This is a genomic window from Streptomyces sp. I05A-00742, from assembly GCF_013055795.1.
GTDB lineage: Bacteria > Actinomycetota > Actinomycetes > Streptomycetales > Streptomycetaceae > Streptomyces.
Map to the genome: position 1 here is coordinate 41,534 of NZ_JABETO010000015.1, position 25,246 is coordinate 66,779.

At 73.2% G+C, this 25,246-nt stretch carries 21 protein-coding genes and 1 tRNA gene; 9 read left to right on the plus strand and 13 right to left on the minus strand.

Annotated elements, in window-relative coordinates:
* Positions 1-167: 167 nt before the first annotated feature.
* The 3 genes from HN013_RS16465 (at position 168) to HN013_RS16475 (ending at position 2,245) form a co-directional block, all read left to right on the plus strand.
* Positions 168-929: a MerR family transcriptional regulator gene (locus tag HN013_RS16465; protein ID WP_171166902.1), complete on the plus strand. Its 762-nt coding sequence runs from the start codon at positions 168-170 to the stop codon at positions 927-929.
* A gap of 245 nt (positions 930-1,174) precedes the next feature.
* Positions 1,175-1,606: a hypothetical protein gene (locus HN013_RS16470; protein WP_171166903.1), complete on the plus strand. Its 432-nt coding sequence runs from the start codon at positions 1,175-1,177 to the stop codon at positions 1,604-1,606.
* Positions 1,607-1,609: 3 nt separating this feature from the next.
* On the plus strand, positions 1,610-2,245 hold the full coding sequence (locus HN013_RS16475) for a hypothetical protein (RefSeq protein ID WP_171166904.1): 636 nt from the start codon (positions 1,610-1,612) through the stop codon (positions 2,243-2,245).
* Between the two features lie 45 nt (positions 2,246-2,290).
* On the opposite strand, the gene HN013_RS16480 is transcribed toward HN013_RS16475, so the two are convergent.
* From HN013_RS16480 to HN013_RS16510, 7 genes are all read right to left on the minus strand, one after another.
* Positions 2,291-4,465, minus strand: coding sequence for a 3-hydroxyacyl-CoA dehydrogenase NAD-binding domain-containing protein (locus HN013_RS16480; RefSeq protein WP_171166905.1), 2,175 nt, complete (start codon positions 4,463-4,465; stop codon positions 2,291-2,293).
* 50 nt (positions 4,466-4,515) lie between these two features.
* The gene (locus HN013_RS16485) at positions 4,516-5,730 is read right to left on the minus strand and encodes an acetyl-CoA C-acetyltransferase (protein ID WP_171166906.1); all 1,215 of its coding nucleotides are present in this window, start codon (positions 5,728-5,730) and stop codon (positions 4,516-4,518) included.
* A gap of 47 nt (positions 5,731-5,777) precedes the next feature.
* A complete protein-coding gene (locus HN013_RS16490; protein ID WP_171166907.1) occupies positions 5,778-6,920 on the minus strand; it encodes an acyl-CoA dehydrogenase family protein in 1,143 nt (380 codons plus the stop codon).
* Positions 6,917-8,080: a CaiB/BaiF CoA-transferase family protein gene (locus HN013_RS16495; protein ID WP_171166908.1), complete on the minus strand. Its 1,164-nt coding sequence runs from the start codon at positions 8,078-8,080 to the stop codon at positions 6,917-6,919. The genes HN013_RS16490 and HN013_RS16495 overlap by 4 nt, the downstream gene beginning before the upstream one ends.
* 135 nt (positions 8,081-8,215) lie before the next feature.
* The gene (locus tag HN013_RS16500; RefSeq protein ID WP_171166909.1) at positions 8,216-8,584 is read right to left on the minus strand and encodes an MmcQ/YjbR family DNA-binding protein; all 369 of its coding nucleotides are present in this window, start codon (positions 8,582-8,584) and stop codon (positions 8,216-8,218) included.
* 76 nt (positions 8,585-8,660) lie between these two features.
* Positions 8,661-9,584 carry a dihydrodipicolinate synthase family protein gene (locus HN013_RS16505; RefSeq protein ID WP_171166910.1) on the minus strand — a complete coding sequence of 308 codons (924 nt, stop codon included), beginning with the start codon at positions 9,582-9,584 and terminating at the stop codon, positions 8,661-8,663.
* 110 nt (positions 9,585-9,694) lie between these two features.
* Positions 9,695-10,402 (minus strand): endonuclease V, encoded by a 708-nt coding sequence (locus tag HN013_RS16510; protein ID WP_171166911.1) that lies wholly within the window; start codon positions 10,400-10,402, stop codon positions 9,695-9,697.
* A gap of 47 nt (positions 10,403-10,449) precedes the next feature.
* On the opposite strand from HN013_RS16510, the gene HN013_RS16515 reads away from it, so the two are divergent.
* Together HN013_RS16515 and HN013_RS16520 are read left to right on the plus strand one after the other, a co-directional pair.
* Complete coding sequence (locus HN013_RS16515; protein WP_171166912.1) at positions 10,450-10,752, plus strand: YciI family protein; 303 nt, start codon at positions 10,450-10,452, stop codon at positions 10,750-10,752.
* 333 nt (positions 10,753-11,085) lie between these two features.
* Positions 11,086-11,499 carry an SsgA family sporulation/cell division regulator gene (locus HN013_RS16520; protein ID WP_171166913.1) on the plus strand — a complete coding sequence of 138 codons (414 nt, stop codon included), beginning with the start codon at positions 11,086-11,088 and terminating at the stop codon, positions 11,497-11,499.
* A gap of 96 nt (positions 11,500-11,595) precedes the next feature.
* Here HN013_RS16520 and HN013_RS16525 read toward each other — a convergent pair whose 3' ends face one another.
* Both HN013_RS16525 and HN013_RS16530 read right to left on the minus strand, forming a co-directional pair.
* Entirely contained in the window at positions 11,596-12,105 is a 510-nt protein-coding gene (locus HN013_RS16525; RefSeq protein WP_171166914.1) for an inorganic diphosphatase, read from the minus strand.
* 182 nt (positions 12,106-12,287) lie between these two features.
* Positions 12,288-13,295: a DMT family transporter gene (locus tag HN013_RS16530; protein ID WP_171166915.1), complete on the minus strand. Its 1,008-nt coding sequence runs from the start codon at positions 13,293-13,295 to the stop codon at positions 12,288-12,290.
* Positions 13,296-13,696: 401 nt separating this feature from the next.
* On the opposite strand from HN013_RS16530, the gene HN013_RS16535 reads away from it, so the two are divergent.
* The 4 genes from HN013_RS16535 to HN013_RS16550 all read left to right on the plus strand — a co-directional run bounded on the left by HN013_RS16535 (position 13,697) and on the right by HN013_RS16550 (position 21,533).
* Positions 13,697-15,202, plus strand: a complete 1,506-nt coding sequence (locus tag HN013_RS16535; RefSeq protein ID WP_312018622.1) for an NAD(P)/FAD-dependent oxidoreductase — start codon at positions 13,697-13,699, stop codon at positions 15,200-15,202.
* Complete coding sequence (locus HN013_RS16540; RefSeq protein WP_171166917.1) at positions 15,199-18,477, plus strand: ferritin-like domain-containing protein; 3,279 nt, start codon at positions 15,199-15,201, stop codon at positions 18,475-18,477. The genes HN013_RS16535 and HN013_RS16540 overlap by 4 nt, the downstream gene beginning before the upstream one ends.
* Before the next feature lie 79 nt (positions 18,478-18,556).
* Positions 18,557-20,143 carry an FAD-dependent monooxygenase gene (locus HN013_RS16545; RefSeq protein WP_171166918.1) on the plus strand — a complete coding sequence of 529 codons (1,587 nt, stop codon included), beginning with the start codon at positions 18,557-18,559 and terminating at the stop codon, positions 20,141-20,143.
* Between the two features lie 121 nt (positions 20,144-20,264).
* A complete protein-coding gene (locus tag HN013_RS16550) occupies positions 20,265-21,533 on the plus strand; it encodes a cytochrome P450 (protein ID WP_171166919.1) in 1,269 nt (422 codons plus the stop codon).
* Between the two features lie 22 nt (positions 21,534-21,555).
* Here the strand turns inward: HN013_RS16550 and HN013_RS16555 are convergent, their stop codons facing one another.
* The 4 genes from HN013_RS16555 to HN013_RS16570 form a co-directional block, all read right to left on the minus strand.
* A complete protein-coding gene (locus tag HN013_RS16555) occupies positions 21,556-23,133 on the minus strand; it encodes an FAD-dependent monooxygenase (RefSeq protein WP_171166920.1) in 1,578 nt (525 codons plus the stop codon).
* Between the two features lie 164 nt (positions 23,134-23,297).
* A complete protein-coding gene (locus HN013_RS16560) occupies positions 23,298-23,624 on the minus strand; it encodes a putative quinol monooxygenase (RefSeq protein ID WP_171166921.1) in 327 nt (108 codons plus the stop codon).
* 138 nt (positions 23,625-23,762) lie between these two features.
* Positions 23,763-24,926, minus strand: coding sequence for an AAA family ATPase (locus HN013_RS16565; protein ID WP_171166922.1), 1,164 nt, complete (start codon positions 24,924-24,926; stop codon positions 23,763-23,765).
* A 155-nt stretch (positions 24,927-25,081) separates the two neighbouring features.
* Positions 25,082-25,166: transfer RNA gene (locus HN013_RS16570), tRNA-Leu, on the minus strand.
* Positions 25,167-25,246 lie beyond the last annotated feature (80 nt).

The following is a 25,246-nucleotide window of genomic DNA, read 5'->3' on the forward strand; positions in this document are numbered from 1 at the left end:
GCCGTGCGCTCCGCTCCCCGGCCGGTCCGCCGTGCCGCCCGGCTGTTACAGCGCCGGTGGTACACCCATACTGTTGCACTGCTGCCGCGCCCCACCGGACGCGGCCGACCACGGGAGAGGCTGGAGCGGCCGGAGAGGTCCGAGAGCCGGAGAGCGAGGGACCGCGCATGGCCACGGACAACGGGGAGCCCGAACTCCTCACCATCGACGGACTCGCCGCCCGCGCCGGCGTGACCGTCCGCACCATCCGTTTCTACAGCACCCGCGGCCTTCTCCCTCCCCCCACCCTCGGTCCGCGGCGCGTGGGCCACTACGGCCCCGGCCACCTCTCCCGTCTCGCCCTCATCGAGGAGCTGCAGCACCAGGGCCTCACACTCGCCGCCATCGAGCGCTATTTGCACCGCCTCCCGGCCGATCTCAGCGCCCACGACCTGGCCATCCACCGCGCGGTCGTGGCCTCCTGGGCCCCGGACGGCACCGAGGAGATCACCCACGCCGAACTGGAACGCCGCGCGGGCCGCCCGCTGACCGAGGAGGACATCGCCAAGCTCGTCGCCATGGACGTCCTGGAACACCGGTCAGGCGCCGGGGAGTCCGCCCGTTTCCATGTGGATCCCGGCCTCCTCGCCCTGGGCACCCAGCTCTTGGCCGTCCCCATGCCCCTCGGCACGGTCCTCGCCGCCCGTACGGTCCTGCTCGACCACGCCCGGTCCACCGCCCAGGAGCTGACCCGGCTGTTCCACGAGGAGGTGTGGGGCCCGTACGAGGCGCGGGAGACGGACCCCGAGGAGGTGGAGACGATGAAGTCGCTCTCCGCCCATATGCAGCCGCTGATCGTCCAGGCCCTGGTGACCGCGTTCCAGCGGGCGTTGCGGGAGGAGCTGCGGGAGACGTACGGGACGGGCGTGGCGGGCGCGGCCGACGCCTGAGCCGACGCCTCCCCGGCGGGTCCTCCGTCAAGCAGCGCTGACGGCCCGGGGGCCCGTTCCTCCTTCTCCCGGCGTGTGAAGCGCTTCACACGCCGTCACAAACAAGGCGGGATGGTGACCAACGGCTCCCCGCGGGAATGCCCGTCGCACCGGAATTTCCCATTCGCGGCTGTCCCATTCCGCGGTTGGCTACCTTCCCCCCATCGGATCGCGGAGTAATTCCGCAGACGACCGGGGGGAGAATCATGGATCCCGCTCAACTCGCGCTGCTGGCGGCCCAGGCACTGGTCCAGGCGATGACCACGGACGGCTGGACGGCGATCCGCGAACGGGTGGCACGCCGTCTCGGCACGGCCGACCCCGGCCAGGCGCGCCGGACGGTCTCCGTCCTGGACCGCACCCGGGCGGAGCTGGACGAGAACCCGGAGGGGGCGGCGAGTGCCGTCACACTCCTCCAGGGGCGGTTCGAATTCCTTCTGGAGGAATACCCGGAACTGGCCGGATTCCTCGCGGAACTGACAGAGGAATCGGGGGCGGCGCCCGGACGCGGAAGGAACGGACCTTCCGTCGTCCAGGTGCAGCGGTCGCGCCGGGGAAACAACATCCAGGCGGGCAACGACGTCACCATCGACCGGTCCGGCAGGTCCTGGCTCGCCTGGTGGCGGAAGCGGGTGTGAACCATGACCGGACACGGACCGGCCGGATCCCGATCGCAGTTCCAGCGGGGACGGACCAATATCCAGGCCGGGAACGACCTCACCATCTTCCAGCGCCCCGTACGGCTCTTCGTCGCGGCCCTGCTGGTGGCGGGGGCGGTCGTCGGAGCGGCCTATGTCATAACGGACAAGGACCCGGTGGATTCCTACCGGAAAGACGTGCTCGCCACGTGCCAGCAGGTCAACGACGTGCTCGGTGCAGACCACAACGACATGCTCGTACCGAATCCCGCCGCGGGGTCGTTCGGTGTGAAGAAGAGCCTTCTGCTCGCGTACACACGGAACAACATCGACAGCGCCCGGCAGTCCTTCGCCCTCCTGAACGAGAAGGACCCTCCCGACGCGTTGCGGAAGGAACACGCGGCGGCGAAAAGGGCACAGGACGCCTGGCTGGACCAGTCGGAGAAAACCTACCGCCGGTACCAGCGGGAAATGCGGGACGTCGACTCGCTCGACAACGTCAACCGGATCGGCGCCGGCGGCATGGGTCCGGCGAACACGCTCAACGCGACGATGAGCGGACTCGCCGGACAGAACTGCCGGGTGACGGGAAAGGGGCCGGGAGCTGGATCCGGAGCGGGCGGAACGGCCGGGGCATGAGGGGCGGGCGTGCCGCGGGAGCGGGCCCGCCCCTCCCCCGGAGCGTCAGTCCGTGAAGACCTCTCCCCGCTCCGCCTTCTCCAGCAGCAGCGGCGGCGGCGCGAACCGCTCGCCGTAGGCCGCCTCCAGCTCGCGCGCGCGGGCCACGAAGCCGGGGAGCCCGCCCTCGTAGCCGTTGATGTACTGGAGGGCGCCGCCGGTCCAGCCGGGGAAGCCGATGCCGAACAGGGAGCCGATGTTGGCGTCGGCGACCGAGGTGAGGACGTTCTCCTCCAGGCAGCGGACGGTGTCCAGCGCCTCGGCGAAGAGCATCCGCTCCTTGAGGTCCTCGAAGGGGATGTCGGCGGGGGCGATCTCCCCGCCGAAGTGCTCGGCCAGGCCCGGCCACAGGCCCGTCCGCCTGCCGTCCGCGTAGTCGTAGAAGCCGGCGCCGCCGCTGCGGCCGGTGCGGCCGAACTCGTCGATCATCCGGTCGATGACGGCGTCGGCGGGGTGCGGGGTCCAGGTGCCGCCGGCCGCCTCGGCCGCCCGCCGGGCCTCCTCGCGGATCCTGCGCGGCAGGGTGAGCGTCAGCTCGTCCATGAGGGACAGCACCTTCGCGGGGTAGCCGGCCTGGGCGGCGGCCTGTTCGACGGAGGCGGCGGGGATGCCCTCGCCGATCATGGCGACGCCCTCGCTGATGAAGCGGCCGATGACGCGCGAGGTGAAGAAGCCGCGCGAGTCGTTGACGACGATGGGCGTCTTGTTGATCTGCCGCACCAGGTCGAACGCGCGGGCAAGGGCCTCGTCACCGGTGCGCTCGCCCTTGATGATCTCGACGAGCGGCATCTTGTCCACGGGCGAGAAGAAGTGCAGCCCGACGAAGTCGGCCGGCCGCTCGACGCCCTCGGCGAGCAGGGTGATGGGGAGGGTGGAGGTGTTGGAGCAGAGCAGTGCGTCGGGGGCGACGACGTGCTGGATCTCCTGGAACACCTTGTGCTTGAGCGCCGGGTCCTCGAACACCGCCTCGATGACGGCGTCGCAGCCGGCCAGGTCGGCCGCCTCGGCGGTCGGGGTGATGCGGGCGAGGAGCTCGTCGCGCTTCTTCTCGGTCGTCCGCCCCTTGGCCAGGGCCTTGGCGAGCAGACCGGCCGCGTGCTCCTTGCCGTTGCGGGCGTTGTCGAGGGAGACGTCCTTGAGGACGACGTCGATGCCCGCCTTTGCGCAGGCGTAGGCGATGCCCGCGCCCATCATGCCGGCGCCGAGCACGGCCACCTTGCGGACCGGGCGCGGCTCGGGGCCGGAGGGGCGGCTGCGGCCGGCGTTGACGGCCTGGAGGTCGAAGAAGAACGCCTGGATCATGTTCTTGGCGGTCTGTCCGGTCGCCAGGTCCACGAAGTAGCGGGACTCGATCGTCTGGGCGGTCTCGAAGTCGACCTGGGCGCCCTCGACGGCCGCGGCGAGGATGCTGCGCGGGGCCGGGTAGGGCGCGCCCGCCGTCTGCTTGCGCAGCGTCGCGGGGAAGGCGGGGAGGTTGGCGGCGAGGGACGGGTGGGACGGGGTGCCGCCGGGCATCCGGTAGCCCTCGGTGTCCCAGGGCTGCCGGGACTCGGGGTGGGCGGCGATGAAGTCGCGGGCACGGGCGAGGAGTTCGTCCGCGCTGTCGACGACCTCGTGGACGAGGCCGGCCTCCAGCGCGCGGCGGGGGCTGTACCGGGTCCCCTGCACCAGGACCTTCAGCAGGGCGTCGGTGATCCCGAGGAGCCGTACGGTACGGGTGACACCGCCGCCGCCCGGGAGCAGGCCGAGGGTCACCTCGGGCAGGCCGATCTTCGCGCCGGGCGCGTCCAGCGCGACGCGGTGGTGGCAGGCGAGGGCGATCTCGTACCCCCCGCCGAGCGCCGTGCCGTTGAGGGCCGCGACGACCGGTACGCCCAGGGTCTCGATGCGGCGCAGGTCGCGCTTGACGGCCTGGGTGGCCTCGAACGCGGTGCCCGCGTCCGCCGGGCGCAGCGCGAGCAGTTCATGGAGGTCGCCGCCGGCGAAGAAGGTCTTCTTGGCGGAGGTGAAGATCACGCCGCGGACGGACTCCTTCCCGTCCTCCAGGCGGTCGGCCACCGCCTTCAGGGAGGTCTGGAAGTTCCGGTTCATCGTGTTGGCGGACTGGTCCGGGTCGTCGAGGACGAGGGTGACGACGCCGTCGGCGTCCTGCTCCCAGCGGATGGTCTCGGTGGTGCTCATGGTCGTGGTCTCCTGGGGTCCGGGGTGAGGTGAACGGGCGCGGCCGGAGGTCAGACGCGTTCGACGACGGTGGCGACGCCCATGCCGCCGCCCACGCACAGGGTGACCAGGCCGTAGCGCTTGTCCTGCCGTTCCAGTTCGTCGATGACGGTGCCCAGGAGCATCGCCCCGGTGGCGCCGAGCGGGTGGCCGAGGGCGATGGCGCCGCCGTTGACGTTGATCTTCTCCAGGCCGATGCCCATGTCGTCGGCGAAGCGCAGCACGACCGCGGCGAACGCCTCGTTCATCTCGACGAGGTCGATGTCGTCGACGGTCAGCCCGGCCTTGGCGAGAGCCTTGCGGCAGGCGGGGGCCGGGCCGGTGAGCATGATGGTCGGCTCGGAGCCGGAGACGGCGGCGGAGACGATCCGGGCGCGCGGCGCGAGGCCGTAGCGCTCGCCCACCTCCCGGTTGCCGATGGCGACGAGGGCGGCGCCGTCGACGATGCCGGAGGAGTTGCCGGCGTGGTGGACGTGGTCGATCTTCTCCACCCAGTGGTACTTCTGGAGCGCCACGGCGTCGAAGCCGGCGGCCTCGCCGAGGGCGGCGAAGGACGGCTTGAGCTTCGCCAGGGTCTCGGGGGTGGTGCCGGGGCGGATGTGCTCGTCGCGGTCGAGGACGACCAGGCCGGCGCGGTCGCGCACGGGGACGACGGAGCGGTCGAAGCGGCCCTCCTTCCAGGCCGTGGCGGCGTTCTCCTGGGAGCGGGAGGCGAAGGCGTCGACGTCGTGGCGGGTGTAGCCGCCGAGGGTGGCGATGAGGTCGGCGCTGACGCCCTGGGGGACGAAGCCGGTGGCGAAGTTGGTCATGGGGTCGCCGAACCAGGCGCCGCCGTCGGAGGCCATGGGCACCCGGGACATCGACTCGACGCCGCCGGCCAGGACCAGATCCTCCCAGCCGGAACGGACCTTGGCGGCGGCCATGTTGACGGCTTCGAGCCCGGAGGCACAGAAGCGGTTCTCCTGGACGCCGGCGACGGTGTCGGGCAGCCCGGCGGCCACGGCGGCGATCCTGGCGATGTCGGAGCCCTGCTCGCCGACGGGGCTGACCACGCCGAGGACGATGTCGTCCACGGCGGCCGGGTCGAGGCCGGGGAACCGGCGCCGCAGTTCGTGGATGAGCCCGACGACGAGGTCGACGGGCTTGGTGCCGTGCAGGGAGCCGTTCGCCTTGCCGCGGCCCCGGGGGGTACGGATGGCGTCGTAGACGTACGCTTCGGTGCTCAAGGTCAGCAGCCTTCCTGGTGCGGGGAGGGGGTGGGGGGCCGTCGGGCTCAGGCCAGCAGGGAACGGCCGATGATCTCCTTCATGATCTCGGTCGTGCCGCCGTAGATCGTCTGGATCCGGCCGTCGGTGAAGGCCCGGGCGACCGGGTACTCGGCCATATAGCCGTAGCCGCCGTGGAGTTGCAGACAGCGGTCGGCGACGCGCTTCTGGAGTTCCGTCGCCCACCACTTGGCCATCGAGGCGTGCACGGTGTCCAGTCCGCCCTCGCCGTGGTCGACGACGCAGCGGTCGACGAAGGTGCGGGTGACGGCGCACTCGGTGGCCATCTCGGCGATCTCGAACCGGATGTGCTGGAAGCGGCCGAGCGACCTGCCGAACGCCTCGCGCTCCTTGACGTACCGCGTGGTGATCTCCAGCAGGTGCTCGGCCGCGGCGATCGCGGAGACGGCGATCTGGAGCCGTTCCTGCGGGAGGTTGGTCATCAGATGGCCGAACGCGCCGTGCAGTTCGCCGAGCAGGTTCTCCTTGGGGACGCGGACGTCGGTGAAGAACAGCTCGGCCGTGTCCTGGGACTTCTGCCCGATCTTGTCGAGGTTCCGGCCGCGTTCGAACCCCTCCATTCCCCGTTCGACGACGAGCAGGCTGAGCCCCCTGGCCCCGCCCTCGGGGGTGGTCCTGGCCACGACGACCACCAGGTCGGCGAGGATCCCGTTGGAGATGAACGTCTTGGAGCCGTTGAGCAGCCAGTGGTCGCCCTTGTCGACGGCGGCCGTCCGGATGCCCTGGAGGTCGGAGCCCGCACCCGGTTCGGTCATGGCGACGGCGGTGACGGTCTCGCCGCTGCAGAAACCGGGCAGCCAGCGCCGCTTCTGCTCCTCGGTGCCGAGCGTGGTGAGGTACGGGCCGATGATGTCGTTGTGCAGCCCCGCCGCGAACCCGGCGACGCCGGCCCGGACGAACTCCTCGGCGAGCACGACGCCGAAGCGGAAGTCCTCCGTGCCCCCGCCGCCGTACTCCTCGGGCACGGCGAGTCCGAGCAGCCCCTGCCGCCCGGCCGCCCGCCAGACCTCGCGGGGGACGATGCCGTCCTTCTCCCACTGCTCGTAGTGGGGCGTGACCTCGCGCTCCAGGAAGGTCCGCACGGTGGCGCGGAAGGCTTCGTGCCGGTCGTCGAAGAGGTGGCGCTTCATGGCCGCGTGCCCTTCTGTTCATGACGTTCGGGATGTTCGGGGTGTTCCGGGCGAGGGACACCCCAGTCGCGGGCGACCTCTTCGGTGTGGGCGCCGGGCACCGCGGGCGGGCGGCGGAGGGAACCGGGGGTGGCGGAGAAGCGGGGCGCGGGGGCGGGCTGGGTGATGCCCCAGTCGTCGGCGAAGGTGCCGCGCGCGGCGAGATGCGGATGGCCGGGCGCCTCGGTCAACGAGAGCACCGGCGACACACAGGCGTCCGTACCCTCGAACACCTCCCTCCACTCGGCCCGGGTGCGCTGCCGGAACCGGTCGGCGATCAGCTCCCGCAGCCGGTCCCACCCCGCCGGGTCGTCCCGTCCGGCGTCCGCCTCCGGGATGCCGAGCAGGCGGACGAACTCGGCGTAGAAGCGCGGTTCGAGCGCCCCGACGGCCATATGTCCGCCGTCCGAGGTCGCGTAGACGCCGTAGAAAGGCGCCCCGCCGTCCAGCAGATTGCCACCGCGCCGGTCCTGCCAGACGCCCGCGGCCAGCATGCCGTGGATCATCGCGGTCAGATGCGCGGTGCCGTCCACGATGGCCGCGTCCACGACCTGGCCGGTTCCCGTGGCACGGGCGTGCTGGAGCGCGGCCAGCACACCGATCACCAGATAGAGGGACCCGCCCGCGTAGTCACCCAGGAGATTGGCGGGCGGATACGGCGGCCCGTCGGCCGCCCCGGCCAGGCCCAGCGCCCCCGTGAGCGCGATGTACCCGATGTCGTGCCCCGCGGCCGGCGCCAGCGGCCCGTCCTGGCCCCAACCGGTCATCCGCCCGTACACCAGCCGGGGGTTGCGGCCCAGACAGGGCCCCGGCCCGACCCCCAGCCGCTCGGCCACCCCGGGCCGGTACCCCTCCAGCAGCACATCGGCCCGCTCGACGAGATCGAGGACGGTCTCCGCTCCCCCGTCCGCCTTGAGATCGACGCGGACGGAGCGCTTGTTGCGGTTGGTGACGTCATGGCGCGGATCGATGTACAGGCCCGGCCCCCCGGGCCGGTCGACGCGCACCACGTCCGCACCGAGATCCGCGAGGAGCATCGCCGCGAACGGGCCGGGCCCGATCCCCGCGAGCTCGACGACACGCACGCCGGTGAGCGGGCCGCCGCTCGCCGCATCAGCCATCCGGACCGCTCCCTGTGACCGTCACCTCTATGACAAGACCGCTGTAACACCCGCGATGTTAAGAACGTGTTCCATTTTCCACAAGCCCCGTCGGAACGACGGAACTTGACAGCGGGCCCGCGCCCAGTCCGGCGGTCAGCCGTCGAGCTCCGCGACGAGGCGCCTGGGCGCGACGGTGCGGTAGCTCTCCTCCACCCAGTCGCAGAACAGCTCCACGGGCGTCCCCCCACCCCCGAGCGGCACCGAGACCCAGCCGGCCCGCCCCAGCCCGTACCCGGTGGGGGCGGCGCCGGGGACGGCGAGGGCATGGCCGTGCGCCTCCTCGTTCCGCAGTTTGACGCTGATGCCGGGCGCCTCGGCGTCCTCGTCGCCCAGGAACACGAAGATCTTCTTGTTGACCTTGACGACGGCGCTCCCACCCCAGGGGAACTCCTCGACGGCGCCGGGGAGGGAGAGGGCGAACGCACGGATCCTGGCCCGGGTGCTGGGCGGCGCGGACGGCATGGGGGCTCCGGGGGTCGGGGCGAGTGATCGTTACGCGTCCACGCTAGAGGGTGCCGGCCTCACGACCCTCCCGGACTCACAGCAAGCCGCCCTCCTTCAGATGCCGTTCCACCACCCGCACCGCCCCCTCGGACAGCGGCCGCAGCGGAGCCGCCGTGGCCGGGCAGTCGATGACGCCCAGCAGGCGCAGCGCCGCCTTGAAGCCGCCCAGGGCGGCGGCCGTTCCGCTCATCGTCGCCGGGTCGGCCGCCTCGACCAGGGCGAAGAGGGCGGCGAGCCGGTCCTGCTCGGCGGCGGCCTCGGTCCAGCGGCCGGCGCGGGCGTGGTCGTACAGCCGGGCGTAGCCGGCGGGGTCGACGTTGCCGAGGCCCGCGACGACGCCGTCCGCGCCCATCAGCAGGGCGGCGTCGACGGTCAGTTCGGAGCCGGTGAGGACGGAGAAGGTGGCGTCGAGGCCGCGGTGGCGGAGGGTCACGAGGAGGCGGCGGAGGGCGTTGAGGTCGCCGCTGCTGTCCTTGACGCCGATGAGGGTGCGGTCCTCGGCGAGCTCCAGGAGCACGGCCGGCGGGAGCTTGGTGTGGACGCAGGGCGGGATGTCGTAGGCGAGGAGCGGCAGGCCGGCTCCGTCGCGGACGCGGCGGAAATGGTCGGCGGTCTCGGCGGGGTGGGTGCCCGTGTAGAACGGCGCGGTGGCGACGAGGGCGTCGACGCCCAGGGCGGCGGCCTCCCGCGCGTGGCCGAGGACGCGCGGGGTGGTCATGTCGATGACGCCGGCGAGGACCGGGACGCGCCCGTCGGCCGCCTCGACCGCGGTCCGCAGCACCGTGCGGCGCTGGTCGTCGGTGAGGAAGGCGGCCTCGCCGCTGGTGCCGAGGGCGAAGAGGGCCGAGGCGCCGCCCGCGAGGAGGTGTTCGACGAGGCGGCGCAGGGAGGCGGTGTCGACGGCGCCGTCGGGGGTGAGCGGGGTGCAGAGGGGCGGGATGAAGCCGGTGAGTCGCACGGGGTCCTCCGGGGCGGGCGGACGGCTGGTGCGTCGTCCCTACCCATCGGTCGTCCGTGCTCATCCGCCGTCCTTGCTCATCCGTCGTCCTTGCTATCCGCCGTCGATGCTCATTCGTCGGCCGCGACCGCCTCCCGCAGCGCCGTCCGGCACAGCGCGTCCGCCGCCCGCGTGGTCTCGGGGAGGCGGAACCGGGGGGACAGGTCCAGCACATGGGCGCAGGCGCGGTCCAGGCTCACCCGGTGGCCGACGGAGACGTACACCGGCTTGACGCCCTCCCGGGTGCGCAGCGCCCGGCCCACCTCCTCGTCACCGTCGAGCAGGGACGCCGCGTCGCCGCGGGCGGGTCCCGGTGGCGCGTGGCGGAAGGTGAACGGGTTCTTCGCGACCCCGATCGTGGGCAGCCCGGTCAGCACGCCCAGGTGCGCGGCCAGGCCGAAGCGGCGCGGGTGGGCGAGCCCGTAGCCGTCGCAGACGACCAGGTCCGGGGCGGCGGGCAGGCGGCCGAGCGCGGCGAGGACCGTCGGGATCTCGCGGAAGGCGAGCAGCCCGGGGACGTAAGGGAAGGCCACCCGGCCGACGGCCGTGGCCTCCGCCACGACGCGGAGGGTGCGGGCGTCGAGGGCGACGGCCGCCGCGGCGACGAGGTCCCGCTCGTCGTCGTACGCGACGTCGACGCCCACGGCGGTCAGGGCGGCGCCGGGTGCGGGGCCGGGCTCGTGGAGGACCACGCGCTCGCGGAGCGCGTTCTGGACGGCGAGCGCCTGCTCCTCGGTGGTGGGCCAGTCGGGGGGCAGTTCATCGGACGTGTGGTTCATGGCGAGGACACGGTACGGGACGGACCCCCGGCACGTAGCCTGTGATCATGTTCGTACTGGAGCTGACCTACATCGCGCCGATCGACCGCGTGGAAGCCGCGCACGCCGAGCACCTCGCCTGGCTGGACGCGCACTACGCCTCCGGGGTCTTTCTCGCCTCCGGGCGCAAGGTGCCGCGGGACGGCGGGGTCATCCTCGCGGTCGGTGACGACCGGGCGAAGATCGAGGAGATCACGCGGAGCGATCCGTTCATGGTGGCGGGCGTGTGCGAGTACTCCGTCACCGAGTTCGTCCCCACCAAGACGGCGCCGGCCCTGGAGGCGTACCGGGAGCAGCGGCCGCCGGCCTGAGCCGCCGGACCGCCGGGCCGTCCGCTCCCCGAACGGGCGGCCCGTTTCCGGGAGTTGTCCGCGCGGACGGCCCGTGCGGCGTATCCTTGTGGTGACTGTTACGGCTGCGACATCAGTGGCGTCAGACAACGGACGACCGTTACGCGTAGACCCTCACACATGGCGGAAGTGCTTTGGTTCGTAGGCATAGAAGCGAAATGCTCTGTTCATTCAAGGGCCGTGACGCATCTCACGCTCGAATCCAGCACTGAGCCCCACGATCCACCGTCTCACCCTGCGGAGTGCCACGGACCCCACCATCGGGAAGACCAACCAACCGCAAGGGAGAAGGCGTTGCCCACCGTCATCGACCAGGCCGTCCAGGCCCGACTCATCGCGTCCTCCCCCCAGACCCGCGCCATCCCCGCGCAGCTCCGGTACAAGCGCGCCGACCCCTTCGCCGTACACATCGCCTTCCCGCCGACCGCCTCGCTCGACGGTGCCGAGGTCGAATGGGCCTTCGCCCGTGAACTGCTGGCCGGGGGGCTCCTCTCCCCGTCGGGCGGGGGTGACGTCCGGGTCTGGCCCTGCGGCCCGGAGCGGACCGTCCTCGAATTCCACGCGCCGGAGGGCGTGGCGATGGTCCAGATCGACACCGAGGAGCTGCGCGGCTTCCTGGCCCGTTCGTACGCGCTGGTGCCGGTGGGCGGCGAGGCCGGCTGCCTCGACGTCGACGGGGGTGTCGAGGCGCTTCTCCGTCAGCTCTGAATACCGACCGGTCGGTTGCCCGGGGAGGCCTCCGAGGGTTCCCGGCTCCTCAGGGGCGCGAGGGCCGGGGATCCGGGGGAGCCATCGGCGCGTCGCCTAGCGCGCCGATGGCTCCCCCGGATCCCCCGAGTTCCCGGCGCGGACCCGGGAGACGCGGATCTCCGCCTCGGCCGCCGCACGGTCGGCCCAGCAGGCGTTGTCCACGGACTTGCCGGGCTCCAGCTCCTTGTAGACCTCGAAGAAGTGCTGGATCTCCAGCCGGTCGAACTCCGCGAGGTGACGCAGATCGCGCAGGTGCTCGTGGCGGGGATCGGCGGCCGGTACGCACAGCACCTTGTCGTCCTCGCCCTGCTCGTCCCGCATCCGGAACATCCCGATCGCCCTGCACCGCACCACCACCCCCGGGAACGTGGGGTCCCCGGCCAGCACCAGGGCGTCCAGGGGCTGCCCGTCGGCGCCCAGGGTGCCGTCGATGTAGCCGTAGTCGGCGGGGTAGCGGGTGGACGTGAAGAGCAGCCGGTCCAGCCGGATGCGCCCGAGCCTGTGGTCCATCTCGTACTTGTTGCGGCTGCCTTGCGGGATTTCCACGATGACGTCGAAGTCCACGGGCACTCCTCGGTAGGTGGCGGCGCGGCGGCTCCGACGCGGCCGGCACCATCGTGGCGCCGCGGGCGGCTGGACACCATGGTGCGGTTCCGGCCCCTCCGGTATTCCGGCGGGACGAGCGCGGCCCCCGCAGGGGCAAGCGCGCCCACGCCCGGCGACCCCGGACGGCGAGCCTCCGCCCGTCAGCCCACCTTCGACCCCTGCCGGGCGGAGACCAGGCACCGGCGGCCGGGCCGTGTGACGGGCCCCCGGCCGGACGGGGGTTGCGGTGCGGACGGTGGGACCGGTGCGGCCTGCCGCGGCAGGCCGCCCGCCTCGGCCGCGGCGGACTCCCCGGCGCCGGCGAACACCCCGGCGCCGGCGGGCGCCTCCACGCCCCGGAACGTCAGCACGACCACCCCGGCCGCCGTGGCCACGCCCGCCAGGCAGGCCAGCAGCCCGCCCCACGGGCCGTAGCGGAACGCCTCGCCGAGAGCGGCTATCCCCACGGCGGCGGCCACGACGGGGTTGACGACGGTGACGGTGGCCAGCGGTGCCGCGAGGCCCGCACCGCGGTAGGACGCCTGGGACAGCAGCATGCCCGCCGAGGCCAGGACGGCCGTCAGGACAAGGGTCGGGACGAGTGCCCCGGTCTCGTGCGCGGCGATGTCCTCGGCGGCGGCCTTGGTGAAGACCGATCCCATGCCGAAGGCCGCGCCCGCCGCCGTGGCCAGGACGACGCCGCGCACGACGGGACCGCGCGTCCAGCGGGCGGCGAGCATCAGCACGGCCATGGCGCCGAACACCGTGCCGGCCAGGACCGGCCGTTCGCCGCCGGGGAGGGATTCGGTGCCGGACGACCCGGTGAGGGCGAGCAGTCCGGCGAGGCCGCCGGTGGCCAGCAGGGCGCCCCGCCAGCCGGCCGCGCCGACCGGCCGGCCCACGAAGACCGCCGCCATGGGGAGGGCGAAGACGATCGTGAGCGCCCCCATCGGCTGCACCAGGCTCAGCGGCCCGCAGGCGAGTGCCAGTACGTGCAGCCCGGCGCCCAGGCCGGTCAGGGCCACGGCACCCCACCAGGCCGTGCTGCGCAGCGGCCCGCAGGCCCCGCCGTCGCCCGTGGCGGCCACTCGTTCCTGCACGATGGCCGCGGCCGCGTAGCAGACGGCGGACACCAGGCACAGCAGTACCGAGAGCACGAAAGAGCTCACGAGGTGCCCCTGCGGTCCGTACCGTCGTCCTTCATACCTCCAACGATGCCCCGCACCGTGCGCTGCGTCGTCGTTCCTGGGAACGGGGTTGTCCCTACTCCCGATGGAGTACAACCGCGTAGCAGACAAATACCACGGTCCGCACGGTCCTTCCGTCGTGCGGCGGGCGAGCGCTCCGGATGATTCCCGTTCCGTTCACGGGGAGGTCCCCGCCTATCCCCGGGCCGTAATTCCTCTACGCCGTCGACATACTGACCTGCCCACCTTTCACAACATCCCCCTTGTCCGGAAAAGCTGTTGTGCCGCATCGAATCCCATGACATCTCTTGGAGCCACAAACTGGATATAGGCACACATTTACGGGGGGAAGTTCGATGTCCGGCACGACCGACCTTTGGCATGTGCACGCATTCGATGGAATCGAACAGAAATGGCCGCGTGTCCTCGTGCTCGGCGCCGGCGTGGCGGGCCTGACGACCGCTTACGAGCTGGAGCGCCGCCGGTTCCGGGTCGAGGTCGTCGAGGGCAACACCCGCATAGGCGGCCGCGTTCTCACCCACCGGTTCGGCCCCGGCCCCGACGCCCCGGCGGCCGAGCTCGGCGCGATGCGCGTTCCGGCCCACCACCGCCTCACCCTGGAGTACATCGACCGGATGGGGCTGACGGGAAGGCTGCGGACGTTCAGGACGCTCCTCTCCGAGGAGAACGCCCTCCTCCGCACCCCCGCCGGATTCGTCCGCGTCCGGGACGCCTCCGGGCCGCTGTGCGAGAGCTTCCGCGCCGAGCTCGCCCTGCGCGGCCAGGACTGCCCGTACGCCGCCCCCACCGTCGCCTTCGGCGCCTGGCTGACCGCCGTGGTCGACGCCACAGCCCCTCCCGACCTGCGCGAGGCGCTCCGCGACGACCTGCGCCGCCAGCTCCTGGAGCTGGTCGACCGCCTCGACCCGACGCCGCACCTGCGCGGCCCGGACCGCGACCGGATCGACCTGCACTCGCTGTTCTCCGCCCACCCCGGCATCCGCACGGGGTGCAGCGGACGGCTCAACAGCTTCCTGGACGACATCCTCACCGAGACCAGCCCCGCCCTGCTCCGCCTGGAGGGCGGCATGGACCAGCTGGTCCTCCGGCTCGCCGCGCGGCTCAGGGGCAGGCTCTCCACTGGCCGGAGGGTCGTCGGCATCGACGTCCGGGAGGACGGGGTGCTCGTCCGGGTCCGCACCGGGGCCCGGACCATCGTGGAGCACGCCGATTTCGTCGTCTGCACCCTCCCCTTCCCCGTGCTCCGGAAGCTGCGCCTGCACGGCATCGACGACGACAAACGCTCCGTACTGGACGATGTCGTCTACTGCCCGGCGACCAAGGTGGCCCTCCACTGCCGCGAGCCCTTCTGGCACGACGAAGGCATCCTGGGCGGTGCGTCGTTCACCGGAGGGCTGGTCCGCCAGACGTACTACCCCGCCCCGGACGACACCCGAGGCGGGAGCGGGGGCGCCGCGCTGATCGCCAGCTACACCATCGGCGACGAGGCCGAACGGCTCGGACGGCTGCCGGCCCGCAGGCGGCACCGGTTCGTCGTCGAGGAGCTCGCCGCCGCGCACCCCCAGCTCCGGCGGCCGGGCATGGTGCTGGGCGCGGCGAGCGCCGCGTGGGGGGTCTCGCGCTGGAGCGGCGGGTGCGCCACCCGCTGGGGCAAGTCGGCCGCCGCGTGCGAGATGGAGCGGCTGCGCGCCGCCCGCCCGGCGGGCCGGCTGTTCTTCGCGGGCGAGCACTGCTCGACGGCACCGGCCTGGATCGAGGGTGCCATCGAGTCCGCGCTGAACGCCGTCCACCAGGTCGTCCACTACGTCCCGCACCGCCGCGTCCTGGGCATACCCGGCAGGCGCCGCCGCACGGGGGCCCTGCGGTGAGCGTCTTCGACCTGCCCAGGCTGCACTTCGCCGGTGTCGCGACGACCCGGCTCCCCACCGGTCCGCGCGGCGGCCTGACCGACCTGGCGACCCGGACCGTCCTCACCGACGACGGCCCGTCCCCCGTCCCCTTCCCCGCCGACCGGCCGGCCGACGACTACCACGACTGGCTGCAACGGCGCGGGCCGCGCTTCGACCGGCACGGACGCCCCCGCGCCGACGGCGAGTTCAGCCTCGCGAAGGGCTGGAACTTCGACGGCAACGGGCACTTCCTGTTCGACGCCCGCGTCACCGCCGTCCAGGGCCCGGACGGGCGGGTGGACACCGGCGACCCGGTCGTCGGCCGCCACGTCGACGTCTGGGGCCACTACAACCCGTATCTGCGCACCACCGTCAACCGGGCCCGGGTCTTCGACCTGGACCCCGCCTCGCGGTGGACCACCGCCCTGATGACGGGCCGGTTCGGCTTCGGCCGGCTGGGCCGCTCGCACGACGACGGCTACCTCTTCACCGGCGGCGTCACCGGCTTCCAGCCGCCGCGCTGGGTGGGGTTCGGCCGGGTCCTCGACGTCGGCGAGCACGTCCTGGCCGACTGGTTCCGCTACGGCGCCGTCCACCAGTTCGTCGTCACCCGGGAGGAGGCGGAGTGGCTGCCGGACGCGCGCGTCTCGCCCGTCACGGAGGCGCTGCGCTCGTCCGTCGCCGAGGGGAGAGCGGACGGTCTCGTCGTCCGGTTCGCGCTGGACAACATGACCACCCCGGTTCTGCCCGACACCCCCAGTCACTGGCGCGTACGCGGCACGATCGCCCCCTGGCACGCCCACGAGCTGCGCACCTTCCCCGCGGGGCGGCTCCTCGTGCCGCGCCCCGGGAGCCCGCTGCACCACCTCGCCGTGCGTCTGACGGACGACCGGGCGGTGCTCGACATGATCACCGCCGTCCCGGTCACCCACCGCGCCGACCGGGCGGGACCGGGCCCCCTGCACGGGCTCGGTCCTGCCCTCGACCTGGGCGACCTCGACCTGCGGACCGCGTCCGGGGCGCTCGTCGCCCGGGTGCCGGCCGGCGCGTACCCCTCCGACGCGACGTCCGGCCTCGTCACCGTGGACCTCGCGGCCGGCTGCCGGGGCGCCGCGGACGAGCCGTTATGCCTGACCCGGACGGCGCCCGGCGGGCGGCGGACGACCCTGCTGACCGAGCGGGAGACCGTCGTCCAGTCGGACGAGGCCCTGGTCGTCCTGCACCACCGCGACCGCGCGCACGGCGCCGACCACGCCGTCCGCGTGCCCCTGCGCGCGTACGTGCGCGGGCGCCCGGCGGCCGTCGAGGTGCGCGTGCGCCAGTACTACAACCCCCGTGCGCTGCCCGCCGACCGAACGGCCGGCGCGCCCGGCGCGCGCTGCGGCGACGCCGTCGTCCTCGGCCTGCGGGCGGCGTCCGCGCCGTCGGCCACGAACACAGAGGCGTACGCGCCGGAGTGCACCGTCACCACGGACGCCCGCGGGGACGGGCTGCTCACGCTGCGCGGCGACCGCGCGGGCACCTGCCGGGTGCTGCTCTCGGCCGGCCCCGCCGACGTCCCGTGTGCCGACCCCCGGGCCCCCGGCTCGGCCTGGACGGCGTACGACGACGCGGACGCGCTCGGCTTCTGGGCGGGCGCCGGCGCGCTGGCCGTCCGCGTCCTGCCCGACGACTGGCACCTGGACGCCGTGCCCCGCGAGGACGTCGACTTCGCGCTGCTGCACCGGGAGGTCTTCGCCTACTACGAGCAGGTCTCCACCTTCATGCGGTCCGAGGTCTTCAGCCTCGCCGACCGGTGCAAGGTCGAGACCTACGCCGAACTGGCGTGGCAGATGTGCGACCCGCGCAACAAGGACCGCACGTACTACATGCCGCCCACCCGTGACCTCACCGACCCGCAGGCCCGGCTGCTGCTGGCCTACCTGCGCAACCAGCAGGCCAGGACCCGCCCCCCGCTCGCCGTGCCCGGGCCGCCGCCCGCGCCCCCGGCGATCACCACCCGGGGCCGGCTGCTGACCGTCCTCCGGCAGGCCGCCACGCTGGAACTGGCGGTGATGCTCCAGTACTTGTACGCCGCCTTCTCCCTGCCCACGCACGGGGCGGGCCGCGTCCACGTCCGGCGCGGCCTGTGGACCCCGCGCCAGCTGGAACTCGTCTGCGGCCAGGGCGGGGCGACGCTCGACGACGGGATCCGCGGCAGCCTGCTGACCGTCGCCCGCGAGGAGATGATCCACTTCCTGCTGGTCAACAACATCATCATGGCCCTGGGCGAGCCGTTCCACGTCCCCGTCGTCGACTTCGGCACGCTCAACGGCCGGCTGCCCGTCCCCCTCGACTTCGCCCTGGAGGGGCTCGGCATCGGCAGCGTCCAGCGGTACATCGCCGTCGAACAGCCCGCCGGGCTCACGCCCGAACTCCGGCAGGAGGGCGCGCCGGCCGGCCGGTCCGTACCGCGCACCGGGGCCTGGGGGTCGATCAGCGAGCTGTACGCGGCGATCCGCGAGGGCCTGCGCCGCGTTCCGGACCTGTTCCTGGTGGAGAAGGGCCGCGGGGGCGGCGAGCACCACCTGTTCCTGCGCGAGACCGTCAACAAGGCGCATCCGGACTACCAGTTGGAGGTCGACGACCTCTCCAGCGCACTGTTCGCCGTCGACCTCATCACCGAACAGGGCGAGGGCGGGACGGCGTTCGCCGCCACTCCGTCGGAGACCTCGCACTTCGAGACGTTCCTGCGGATCGGCGAACTGCTCACCACCGAACGCGCTCCCGGCCCGCACGGCCGGCTGCTGCCCTGGAATCCGGCCTACCCCGTGCTGCGCAACCCCACCCTCGGCACCGGGGACGCGGCGAAGGATCCGATCACCGACCCCGAGGCGCGGGCCGTCGCCCGGCTGTTCAACCAGGCGTACGAGCTGATGCTGCGGCTCATGGTCCAGCACTTCGGCGAGAGCCCCGACGCGAGCCTGCGCCGCTCGAAACTGATGAACGCCTCCATCGACGTGATGACCGGCATGATGCGCCCGCTGGCGGAACTGCTGGTGACCATGGACTCGGGCCGTCGCGGCCGCACGGCGGGCCCGACGTTCGAGCCGGAGGCCCCGCCCGAGCCCGTCCCCCGCCCCGACGTCGCCCGCCGCGCCCTCGCCCTCCGCTTCACGCACCTGGCCGCGGCGGCGCGGGCCTGCCCGCGGGTGCCGGAGCAGGTCGGGGACATGGCGGCGTTCTACGCGGACTTCTTCGGGAGGCCCGGATGAAATCCCGTGGGGAAGCCCGCGTGAGGTCATGTCATTCCGCAGGTCATGAGGGAGGAGCAGCCATGAGGAAGGAGCACGCATGACACACCTCGAAACGGACGTACTGATCGTCGGCGGGGGCCCGGTCGGGCTGGCACTGGCGCTGGACCTGAGATACCGCGGCGTCCGGTTCCTGCTCCTGGACGCGTCCGACGGACGGGTGGACCACCCCAAGGTCGGTACGGTCGGGCCCCGTTCGATGGAGCTGTTCCGGCGGTGGGGCATCGCGCACGCCATCCGCACCGCGGGCTGGCCGGGCGACCATCCGCTGGACGTCGCCTGGGTCACCGCCGTCGGCGGCCACGAGATCCACCGCCTGGAGTTCGGCACCTCGGACACCCGGCCGCCGCTCCCGTGGACCCCCGAGCCCGAACAGGTCTGCCCCCAGAACCTGCTGGCCCCGCTGCTCGTCCGCGCGGTGGGCGTCCACCCTGAAGGGCCGCTGCACCACGGGTGCCGCCTCGACGGCCTCGTCCAGGACGACGACGGCGTCACCGCCTCCGCCACCCGGCTCGCCGACGGCACCGCGCTGACCGTGCGCGCCCGCCGGCTCGTCGGCTGCGACGGCGCCGCCTCGACCGTCCGCCGGATCCTCGGCATCGGCGCCCCCGCCCGCCACCCGACCCGCACCTTCCGGAACATCCTCTTCCGCGCGCCCCGGCTCGACGACCGGCTGGGCCCGCGCCGGGCCCTGGTCTACTTCCTCACCCAACCGCCCAACCTGCGCTACCCGCTGCGGTCGATGGACGGCCACGGGCTGTACCGGCTGATCGCCACCGCCGAGGCGGCGCTCCACGAGGAACCGATGGCCCTGCTGCGGACCGCCATCGCCGTGGACACCCCGCTGGAGATCGTCTCCGAGCACGTGTGGCATCTGACGCACCGGATCGCCGACCGCTTCCGCGACGGCCGGGTGCTGCTCGCCGGGGACGCGGCGCACACCCTCTCGCCGTCCGGCGGCTTCGGCATGAACTGCGGCATCGCCGACGCCGCCGACCTCGGCTGGAAGCTCGCCGCCGAACTGGCGGGCTGGGCGGGCCCGGCCCTGCTCGACACCTACGAGACGGAACGCCGTCCGGTCGCCGAACGCAGCCTGGCGGCGGCCCACGCCAATCTGCGGAGGACGGTCCGCCGCGAGCTCCCCAAGGAAATCCTGCTCGACACCCCGCAGGGCGAGCGGGCCCGCGCGGCGCTCGCCGAACGCCTCGAACGCGAGGGAGTGCGCCGCGAGTTCGACGCGCCCGACGTCCACCTCGGCCATCGCTACGCCTCGCCCCTGATCGTCACCGACCCGGAGGGCGACGACGGCGACTGGCGCTCCTCGGCGCTGCCGGGCGCCCGTGCCCCGCACGCCTGGCTCAGCGGCGGGACATCGACGCTCGACCTCTTCGGCAACGGTTTCCGCCTGCTCTGCTTCGCCGACTCCCCGCTGCTGGGCGCCTTCGCGGACGCCTTCGCGCGGCGGCGGGTGCCGCTGGAGGTCACCCGGTGCCACGACCGGCTGGTGGCGCGGCTCTACGGCAGGCCGTTCGTCCTCGTCCGCCCCGACGGACATGTCGCCTGGCGCGGCTTCCGGCCGCCGCTGGACCCGGGGTTGCTGGCGGACACCGTCCGGGGTGCGCGATGAGGGCGCCCGGCCGGTACGGCGGGTTCCCCGTGGCCGCGGGCCCCGACGGCGTGCGGCCCTCACGCAGGAGGACCTCACGCAGGAGGACCTCACGTATGAGGCACTCACGCAGGAGGTACTCATGACTCCCCTCGGCCCCTTCCGCACCTCCGATGTCCATGTGCCCGATCCCTATCCGCTCTACGAGCACTACCGGGAGCACGACCCCGTCCACGAGGGCGAGGACGGCTGGTACGTCTTCCGCCACGACGACGTGGCCGCCGTCCTGGCCGACCGCCGCTTCGGCCGCGGCGGGCTCCCGGCCCCGCTGCCGGCCGACTGCCCGCACCTGCGGCGGACCGCCTCCGCGTGGATGGTCTTCATGGACCCGCCCCGGCACACCCGGGTCCGCGCCCTGGTCGCCAGGAGCTTCACACCCCGGGTGGTCGAACGCCTGCGCCCCCGCGTCGACGACATCGCCGGCCGGCTGACCGCCGCACTGGCCGAGGAGCAACGCGCCGACCTCGTCGACCGGTTCGCCGCGCCCTTCCCCATCCTGGTGATCAGCGAACTGCTGGGGGTCCGGGCGGACGACCGCCCCTGGTTCCGCGCCCGCGCGGTCGACCTCCAGCAGGCCACCAGCGCCCGCGCCCGCCGGCGGAGCGACGCGTTCCGGGTGGCCGACGCGGCGGCCCGCGACCTCGACGCGTACTTCCGCACCGAGCTGGCCCGGCGCAGGGCGGCCGAGGAGGGGCCGACCGGTGACGGTGACCTGATCACGGCCCTGCTGCGGGGGGCCGACGGGAAACCGCCGGCCGACGAGGAACGGCTGGGCTACGAGGAGCGGCCGGCCGACGAGGAGCCGCTGGGCGACGACGTCCTGGTGGGGACGTGCGTCCACCTGCTCACGGCGGGCCACGAGACCACCACCAACCTCCTGTGCAAGGGCCTGCTCGCCCTGCTCGCCCACCCGTACCAGCTCGGACTGCTGCGGACCCGGCCGGAGTTGATGCCCGCCGCCGTGGAGGAGCTGATCCGCTACGACTCCCCCGTCCAGATGATCAGCCGCCGCGCCCACGAGGACGGGGAGATCGCGGGCCGCCGCGTCAGGAAGGGCGACAAGGTGACCCTCGTCCTCGGCTCGGCCAACCGCGACCCCCGCCGCTTCCCGCACCCGGACCGGCTGGACATCCGCCGCGACGCCCGGCGCCACTGCGGCTTCGGTCTTGGCATCCACTACTGCGTCGGCGCGCCCCTCGCGCGCGCCGAGGCCGAGATCGGCCTCGGCCGCCTGCTCCGCGGGCTGCCGGGGCTCCGGCTGGCGGAGGAGGAGCCGGACGGCCCGGTGCGGTACGCGGACGACCTGGTGTTCCACGGGCCGTCACGGATGGTGGTGCGGACCCGGTACTGATGTGAACGGTGATGTCGGTGCGTCAGCCCCGCACCGACACCCACCACCGGTCCAGATACGACGCCAGTGCCGTCCGGTCGCCGGAGGCCGCGCGCAGGCCGATGTACCCGTCCGGGCGTACGAGGAGCAGCGTCCCGGCGGGCGGCCGGCCGCGCTCCCCGTGCTCGGGGCGGACACCGAAGACCTCGACCGGGGCGGAGTACCGTCCGACGAGGTCCCGGAGTTCACGGAGCCCGTCCGCGCCCGGCCCGGCGGCGTCCTCGGACACCAGGAGCGTCCACCTCCGGTACGAGAGCAGATCGTGGAGGTGCCGCCGTTCGCCGCCCGCGCGCACCGGGAAGTCCGGCAGCCGGTCACCGGCGCGCAGCGGCCCCCGCCCGCCGGCGTCGGCGGACAGCGCGCTCGCCCGGTGGTGCCTGCCGAAGTCGCTCATCATCATCCGCGCCCGCCGCTCCGCCAACGGGTTGCCGATCACCAGGGGCGCCGCGAGGTTCAGGGCCGCCAGGGTCAGCGGGCCCGGCGGAAGCTCCGTGATGTTGTGGCGCATGTCCCGCATCACGCCGGCGGCCCGGTGGCGCTGTTCGGCGGAGTAGGTGTCGAGCAGGGTGTCCCGGCACCAGCCCCGGTGCACGGCGGCGAGCTTCCAGGCGAGGTTGTGGGCCCCGCACAGCCCGGTGTTGAGCCCGTGGCCGCCGACGGGTGCCCACAGGTGCGCGCTGTCGCCGGCGATCAGGGCGGCGCCGTGCCGGAGGGAGGCGGCGACGCGGTCGTGGAAACGGGCCCGGTTGACCCACAGCGGGCTCGTCGGCACCAGCCGGACGGCGGGGTCGCCCGTGGCGCGGGCGACGATCTCCCGCATCTCCTCGGTGTCCGGCGGCTCTTCCCGGCGCGGCTCGGGGTCGTCGCGGAAGGCGAAGAACCGGTATCCGCCGCCCGGTCGCGGGCTGGCGATCAGCGAGACGCCGTGGTTGAGGAAGATGTGGGTACCGTCGGTCTCCTGAGGCAGGGCCCAGTCGGCCTTGGCGTTGATCTGCACCGCCTGGAGGTCGGCGCGCCGCTCGCCCTCGAAGGGGATGCCCAGGGTCTTGCGCACCACGCTGTGCGCACCCTCGCACCCCACCAGCCACCGGCACCCCACCGTCCGCATCCGCCCGTCGGGGCCGCGCAGATCGACCTCCGCCTCGTCGGCCCCCACCCGTACGGCCACGGCCTCGGTCGACCAGCTCACGTCCTCGCCCAGCGTCCGCAGCCGGTCGCGGAGCAGCCGGTCGGTGGCGTCCTGCTCGATCGAGAGCGGAAAGGGGAACGCCGTCCCGGGCACCCCCATGTCGTACCGCCCCCGCACCCGGCCCCGCACATGGAACGTCCCCCGCCGCACGGACATCCCCTCGCCGGCCAGCGCCTCCACGCACCCCAGGTCCCGCAGCCCCTCCAGGGCCCGCTGCCAGATGACACAGGCACGGGCATCCCGCTTCGTACTGGGCTCCTTGTCGACCACCAGCACGTCCAGCCCGTACCGCCGCAGCCCGATCCCCAGCGCCAGCCCCGTGGGCCCGGCCCCGACGACCACCACGTCACGAACATCCCCAGAGCCGCTCATCAGCCCCTCCCCCGACGGCACGGCGGCACTGCCACCTTTGCCCCCAATCGTGGGGGAAGGACCGAGGGGGTTCAATGGCGCCTCGGATCCGGCCGCACCGGCGGAACACAGGAGCCCCGTCCCCCTCCCCAGGGAGGGTGAACGGGGCTCCGGCCGATGCGAAGTCAGCCGCGCGGCGACAGCTCCGCCATCGCCGACCAGCCCTCGGAGGGGACCTCGACGTTGACGATCTCGGGGGTCTTGGCGATCAGGTCGGGCATCCAGGCCATCGCCGTCCTGAAGTGCTCCGAGTTGACGTGCACCTCGCCGGCGGCGGCGTCCTTGAAGGCCTCGACGAGGACGAACTGGTTCGGGTCCTCGACGCTCTTCGACCACTCGAAGAACAGGTTGCCCGGCTCGCTCCGCGTACCGCGGGTGAAGTCGTCAACGAGGCCGAGCCAGTCCTCGCTCCGCTCCGGGCGGATGGTGAACTTGACGACGATGAAGATCATGAACTGCTCCTGCGCTTGCCTGACGGGACCGGGGATTCACCCCGGATGTCCGATTATGCCGCGCGCCCTGCCGTAGACGATCTTCGGGGGTCTCCCCGGCGATTTCCCACCCCGCGTCCGACCCGTCGGGCGGGCGCCTCAGCGTTTGGGCCAGTGCCAGAGCGGCTCGTCCAGCATGCTCTCGCGGCCCGCGACGTCGGTCTGACCGAGGGCGTCCTTGCGGAGGGCGATGGAGTTGACGTCGATGCGGTGCCGGCCGGCGCCGCGGGCGAGGGACTCGGCCAGGCCCGGCGCGTGCGTGACCACCACGATCTGGGTGTCCCGGGCCGCGGTGAGGATCAGGTCGGCCAGCGGGGCCAGCAGATCCGGGTGCAGGCTGGACTCCGGCTCGTTGAGCACCAGCAGCGCGGGCGGCCGCGGGGTGAGCAGCGCCGCCGTCCACAGCAGATAGCGCAGGGTGCCGTCGGAGAGCTCGGCCGCGCCCAGCGGGCGCAGCAGGCCGCGCTGGCGCAGCTTGAGCTCGAAGCGGCCGCCCTCGCTGACGATCTCCACCTCGCTGCCGGGGAACGCCGCGTCCACGGCCGCGTCCAGCGCGTCGCGGTCGCCCGTCTCGCGGATCGTCTGCAGCGCGGCGGCGACGTCCGAGCCGTCGTGCCCGAGCACCGGCGTGCGGGTGCCCACCTGCGCGCCGCGGGCGGGTGCGTGCGCGTCGGTCCGCACGTGGTCGTAGAACCGCCAGGACCGCATGTGCTCGCGCAGCCGCAGCAGGTCGGGGGCGAGCTGCGGGTCGGCGAGCTCGCTGAGCATGCTGTCGTAGGGGCGGACGGCGTTCACCGAGCTGTGCCAAGTACCCTGCGCGGTGCGGGTGCGGACGGCGGGTCCCGAGCGGTCCGAGAGCAGGGCGGCGGGGCGCAGCACGGGCCCGGCCCAGGTGCACTCCCGCTTGATCTCGGGGTCCAGGTTGAACATGGACGGCGCGCCCTCGCCGCCCGCGGTCGGTATCGGGTGCCCGAAGTCGACCGCGTACCCGAACTCGTCCCCGGCGAAGCCGAGCCGGAGGCTCGCCGCCGGCGAGCGGCCCGCCCCCTTCCGCTCCCCCGCCCACAACGTCGAGGCCAGCCCGCCCTCCCGCGCCAGCGCCGCGACCGCACCGCCCCGCGCCGCGTCGGCCAGCAGCCGCAGGGCCCGGTAGAGGCTGGACTTCCCGGTGGCATTCGCCCCGGTGACCACGTTCAGCCGCCCCAGGGGAACGATCAGACGGCGCAGGGAGCGGTAGTTCTCTACGGCGACAGTGGTGAGCATCGGACCTCTCGGCGCAGGGCGGTACGGGCTTCCACCAGTGTGCCAAGGGGCACTGACAACGCCCCCGCGCCGCCGCTGGGCATGGGTTGGTCACGCGAAGCGCCGCAATGCCCTGAAAAACAGAAAAACCCCAGCTCAGCTGGGGTTCTCTCAAGTGTCCGAGGGGGGACTTGAACCCCCACGCCCGATAAAGGGCACTAGCACCTCAAGCTAGCGCGTCTGCCATTCCGCCACCCGGACCAGGTGTCTGTCTCCGTGGGGCGTTCCCCGCGGCGACATGGACAACTCTATCAAGGTTTCGGAGCGCCCTTCACCAGGCT

Coding starts and splice junctions, on each gene's coding strand:
- HN013_RS16465 (WP_171166902.1), top strand. CDS start 168: ATGGCCACGGACAACGGGGAGCCCGAACTCCTCACCATCGACGGACTC.
- HN013_RS16470 (WP_171166903.1), top strand. CDS start 1,175: ATGGATCCCGCTCAACTCGCGCTGCTGGCGGCCCAGGCACTGGTCCAG.
- HN013_RS16475 (WP_171166904.1), top strand. CDS start 1,610: ATGACCGGACACGGACCGGCCGGATCCCGATCGCAGTTCCAGCGGGGA.
- HN013_RS16480 (WP_171166905.1), bottom strand. CDS start 4,465: ATGAGCACCACCGAGACCATCCGCTGGGAGCAGGACGCCGACGGCGTC.
- HN013_RS16490 (WP_171166907.1), bottom strand. CDS start 6,920: ATGAAGCGCCACCTCTTCGACGACCGGCACGAAGCCTTCCGCGCCACC.
- HN013_RS16495 (WP_171166908.1), bottom strand. CDS start 8,080: ATGGCTGATGCGGCGAGCGGCGGCCCGCTCACCGGCGTGCGTGTCGTC.
- HN013_RS16500 (WP_171166909.1), bottom strand. CDS start 8,584: ATGCCGTCCGCGCCGCCCAGCACCCGGGCCAGGATCCGTGCGTTCGCC.
- HN013_RS16510 (WP_171166911.1), bottom strand. CDS start 10,402: ATGAACCACACGTCCGATGAACTGCCCCCCGACTGGCCCACCACCGAG.
- HN013_RS16515 (WP_171166912.1), top strand. CDS start 10,450: ATGTTCGTACTGGAGCTGACCTACATCGCGCCGATCGACCGCGTGGAA.
- HN013_RS16545 (WP_171166918.1), top strand. CDS start 18,557: ATGACACACCTCGAAACGGACGTACTGATCGTCGGCGGGGGCCCGGTC.
- HN013_RS16550 (WP_171166919.1), top strand. CDS start 20,265: ATGACTCCCCTCGGCCCCTTCCGCACCTCCGATGTCCATGTGCCCGAT.
- HN013_RS16555 (WP_171166920.1), bottom strand. CDS start 23,133: ATGAGCGGCTCTGGGGATGTTCGTGACGTGGTGGTCGTCGGGGCCGGG.
- HN013_RS16560 (WP_171166921.1), bottom strand. CDS start 23,624: ATGATCTTCATCGTCGTCAAGTTCACCATCCGCCCGGAGCGGAGCGAG.
- HN013_RS16565 (WP_171166922.1), bottom strand. CDS start 24,926: ATGCTCACCACTGTCGCCGTAGAGAACTACCGCTCCCTGCGCCGTCTG.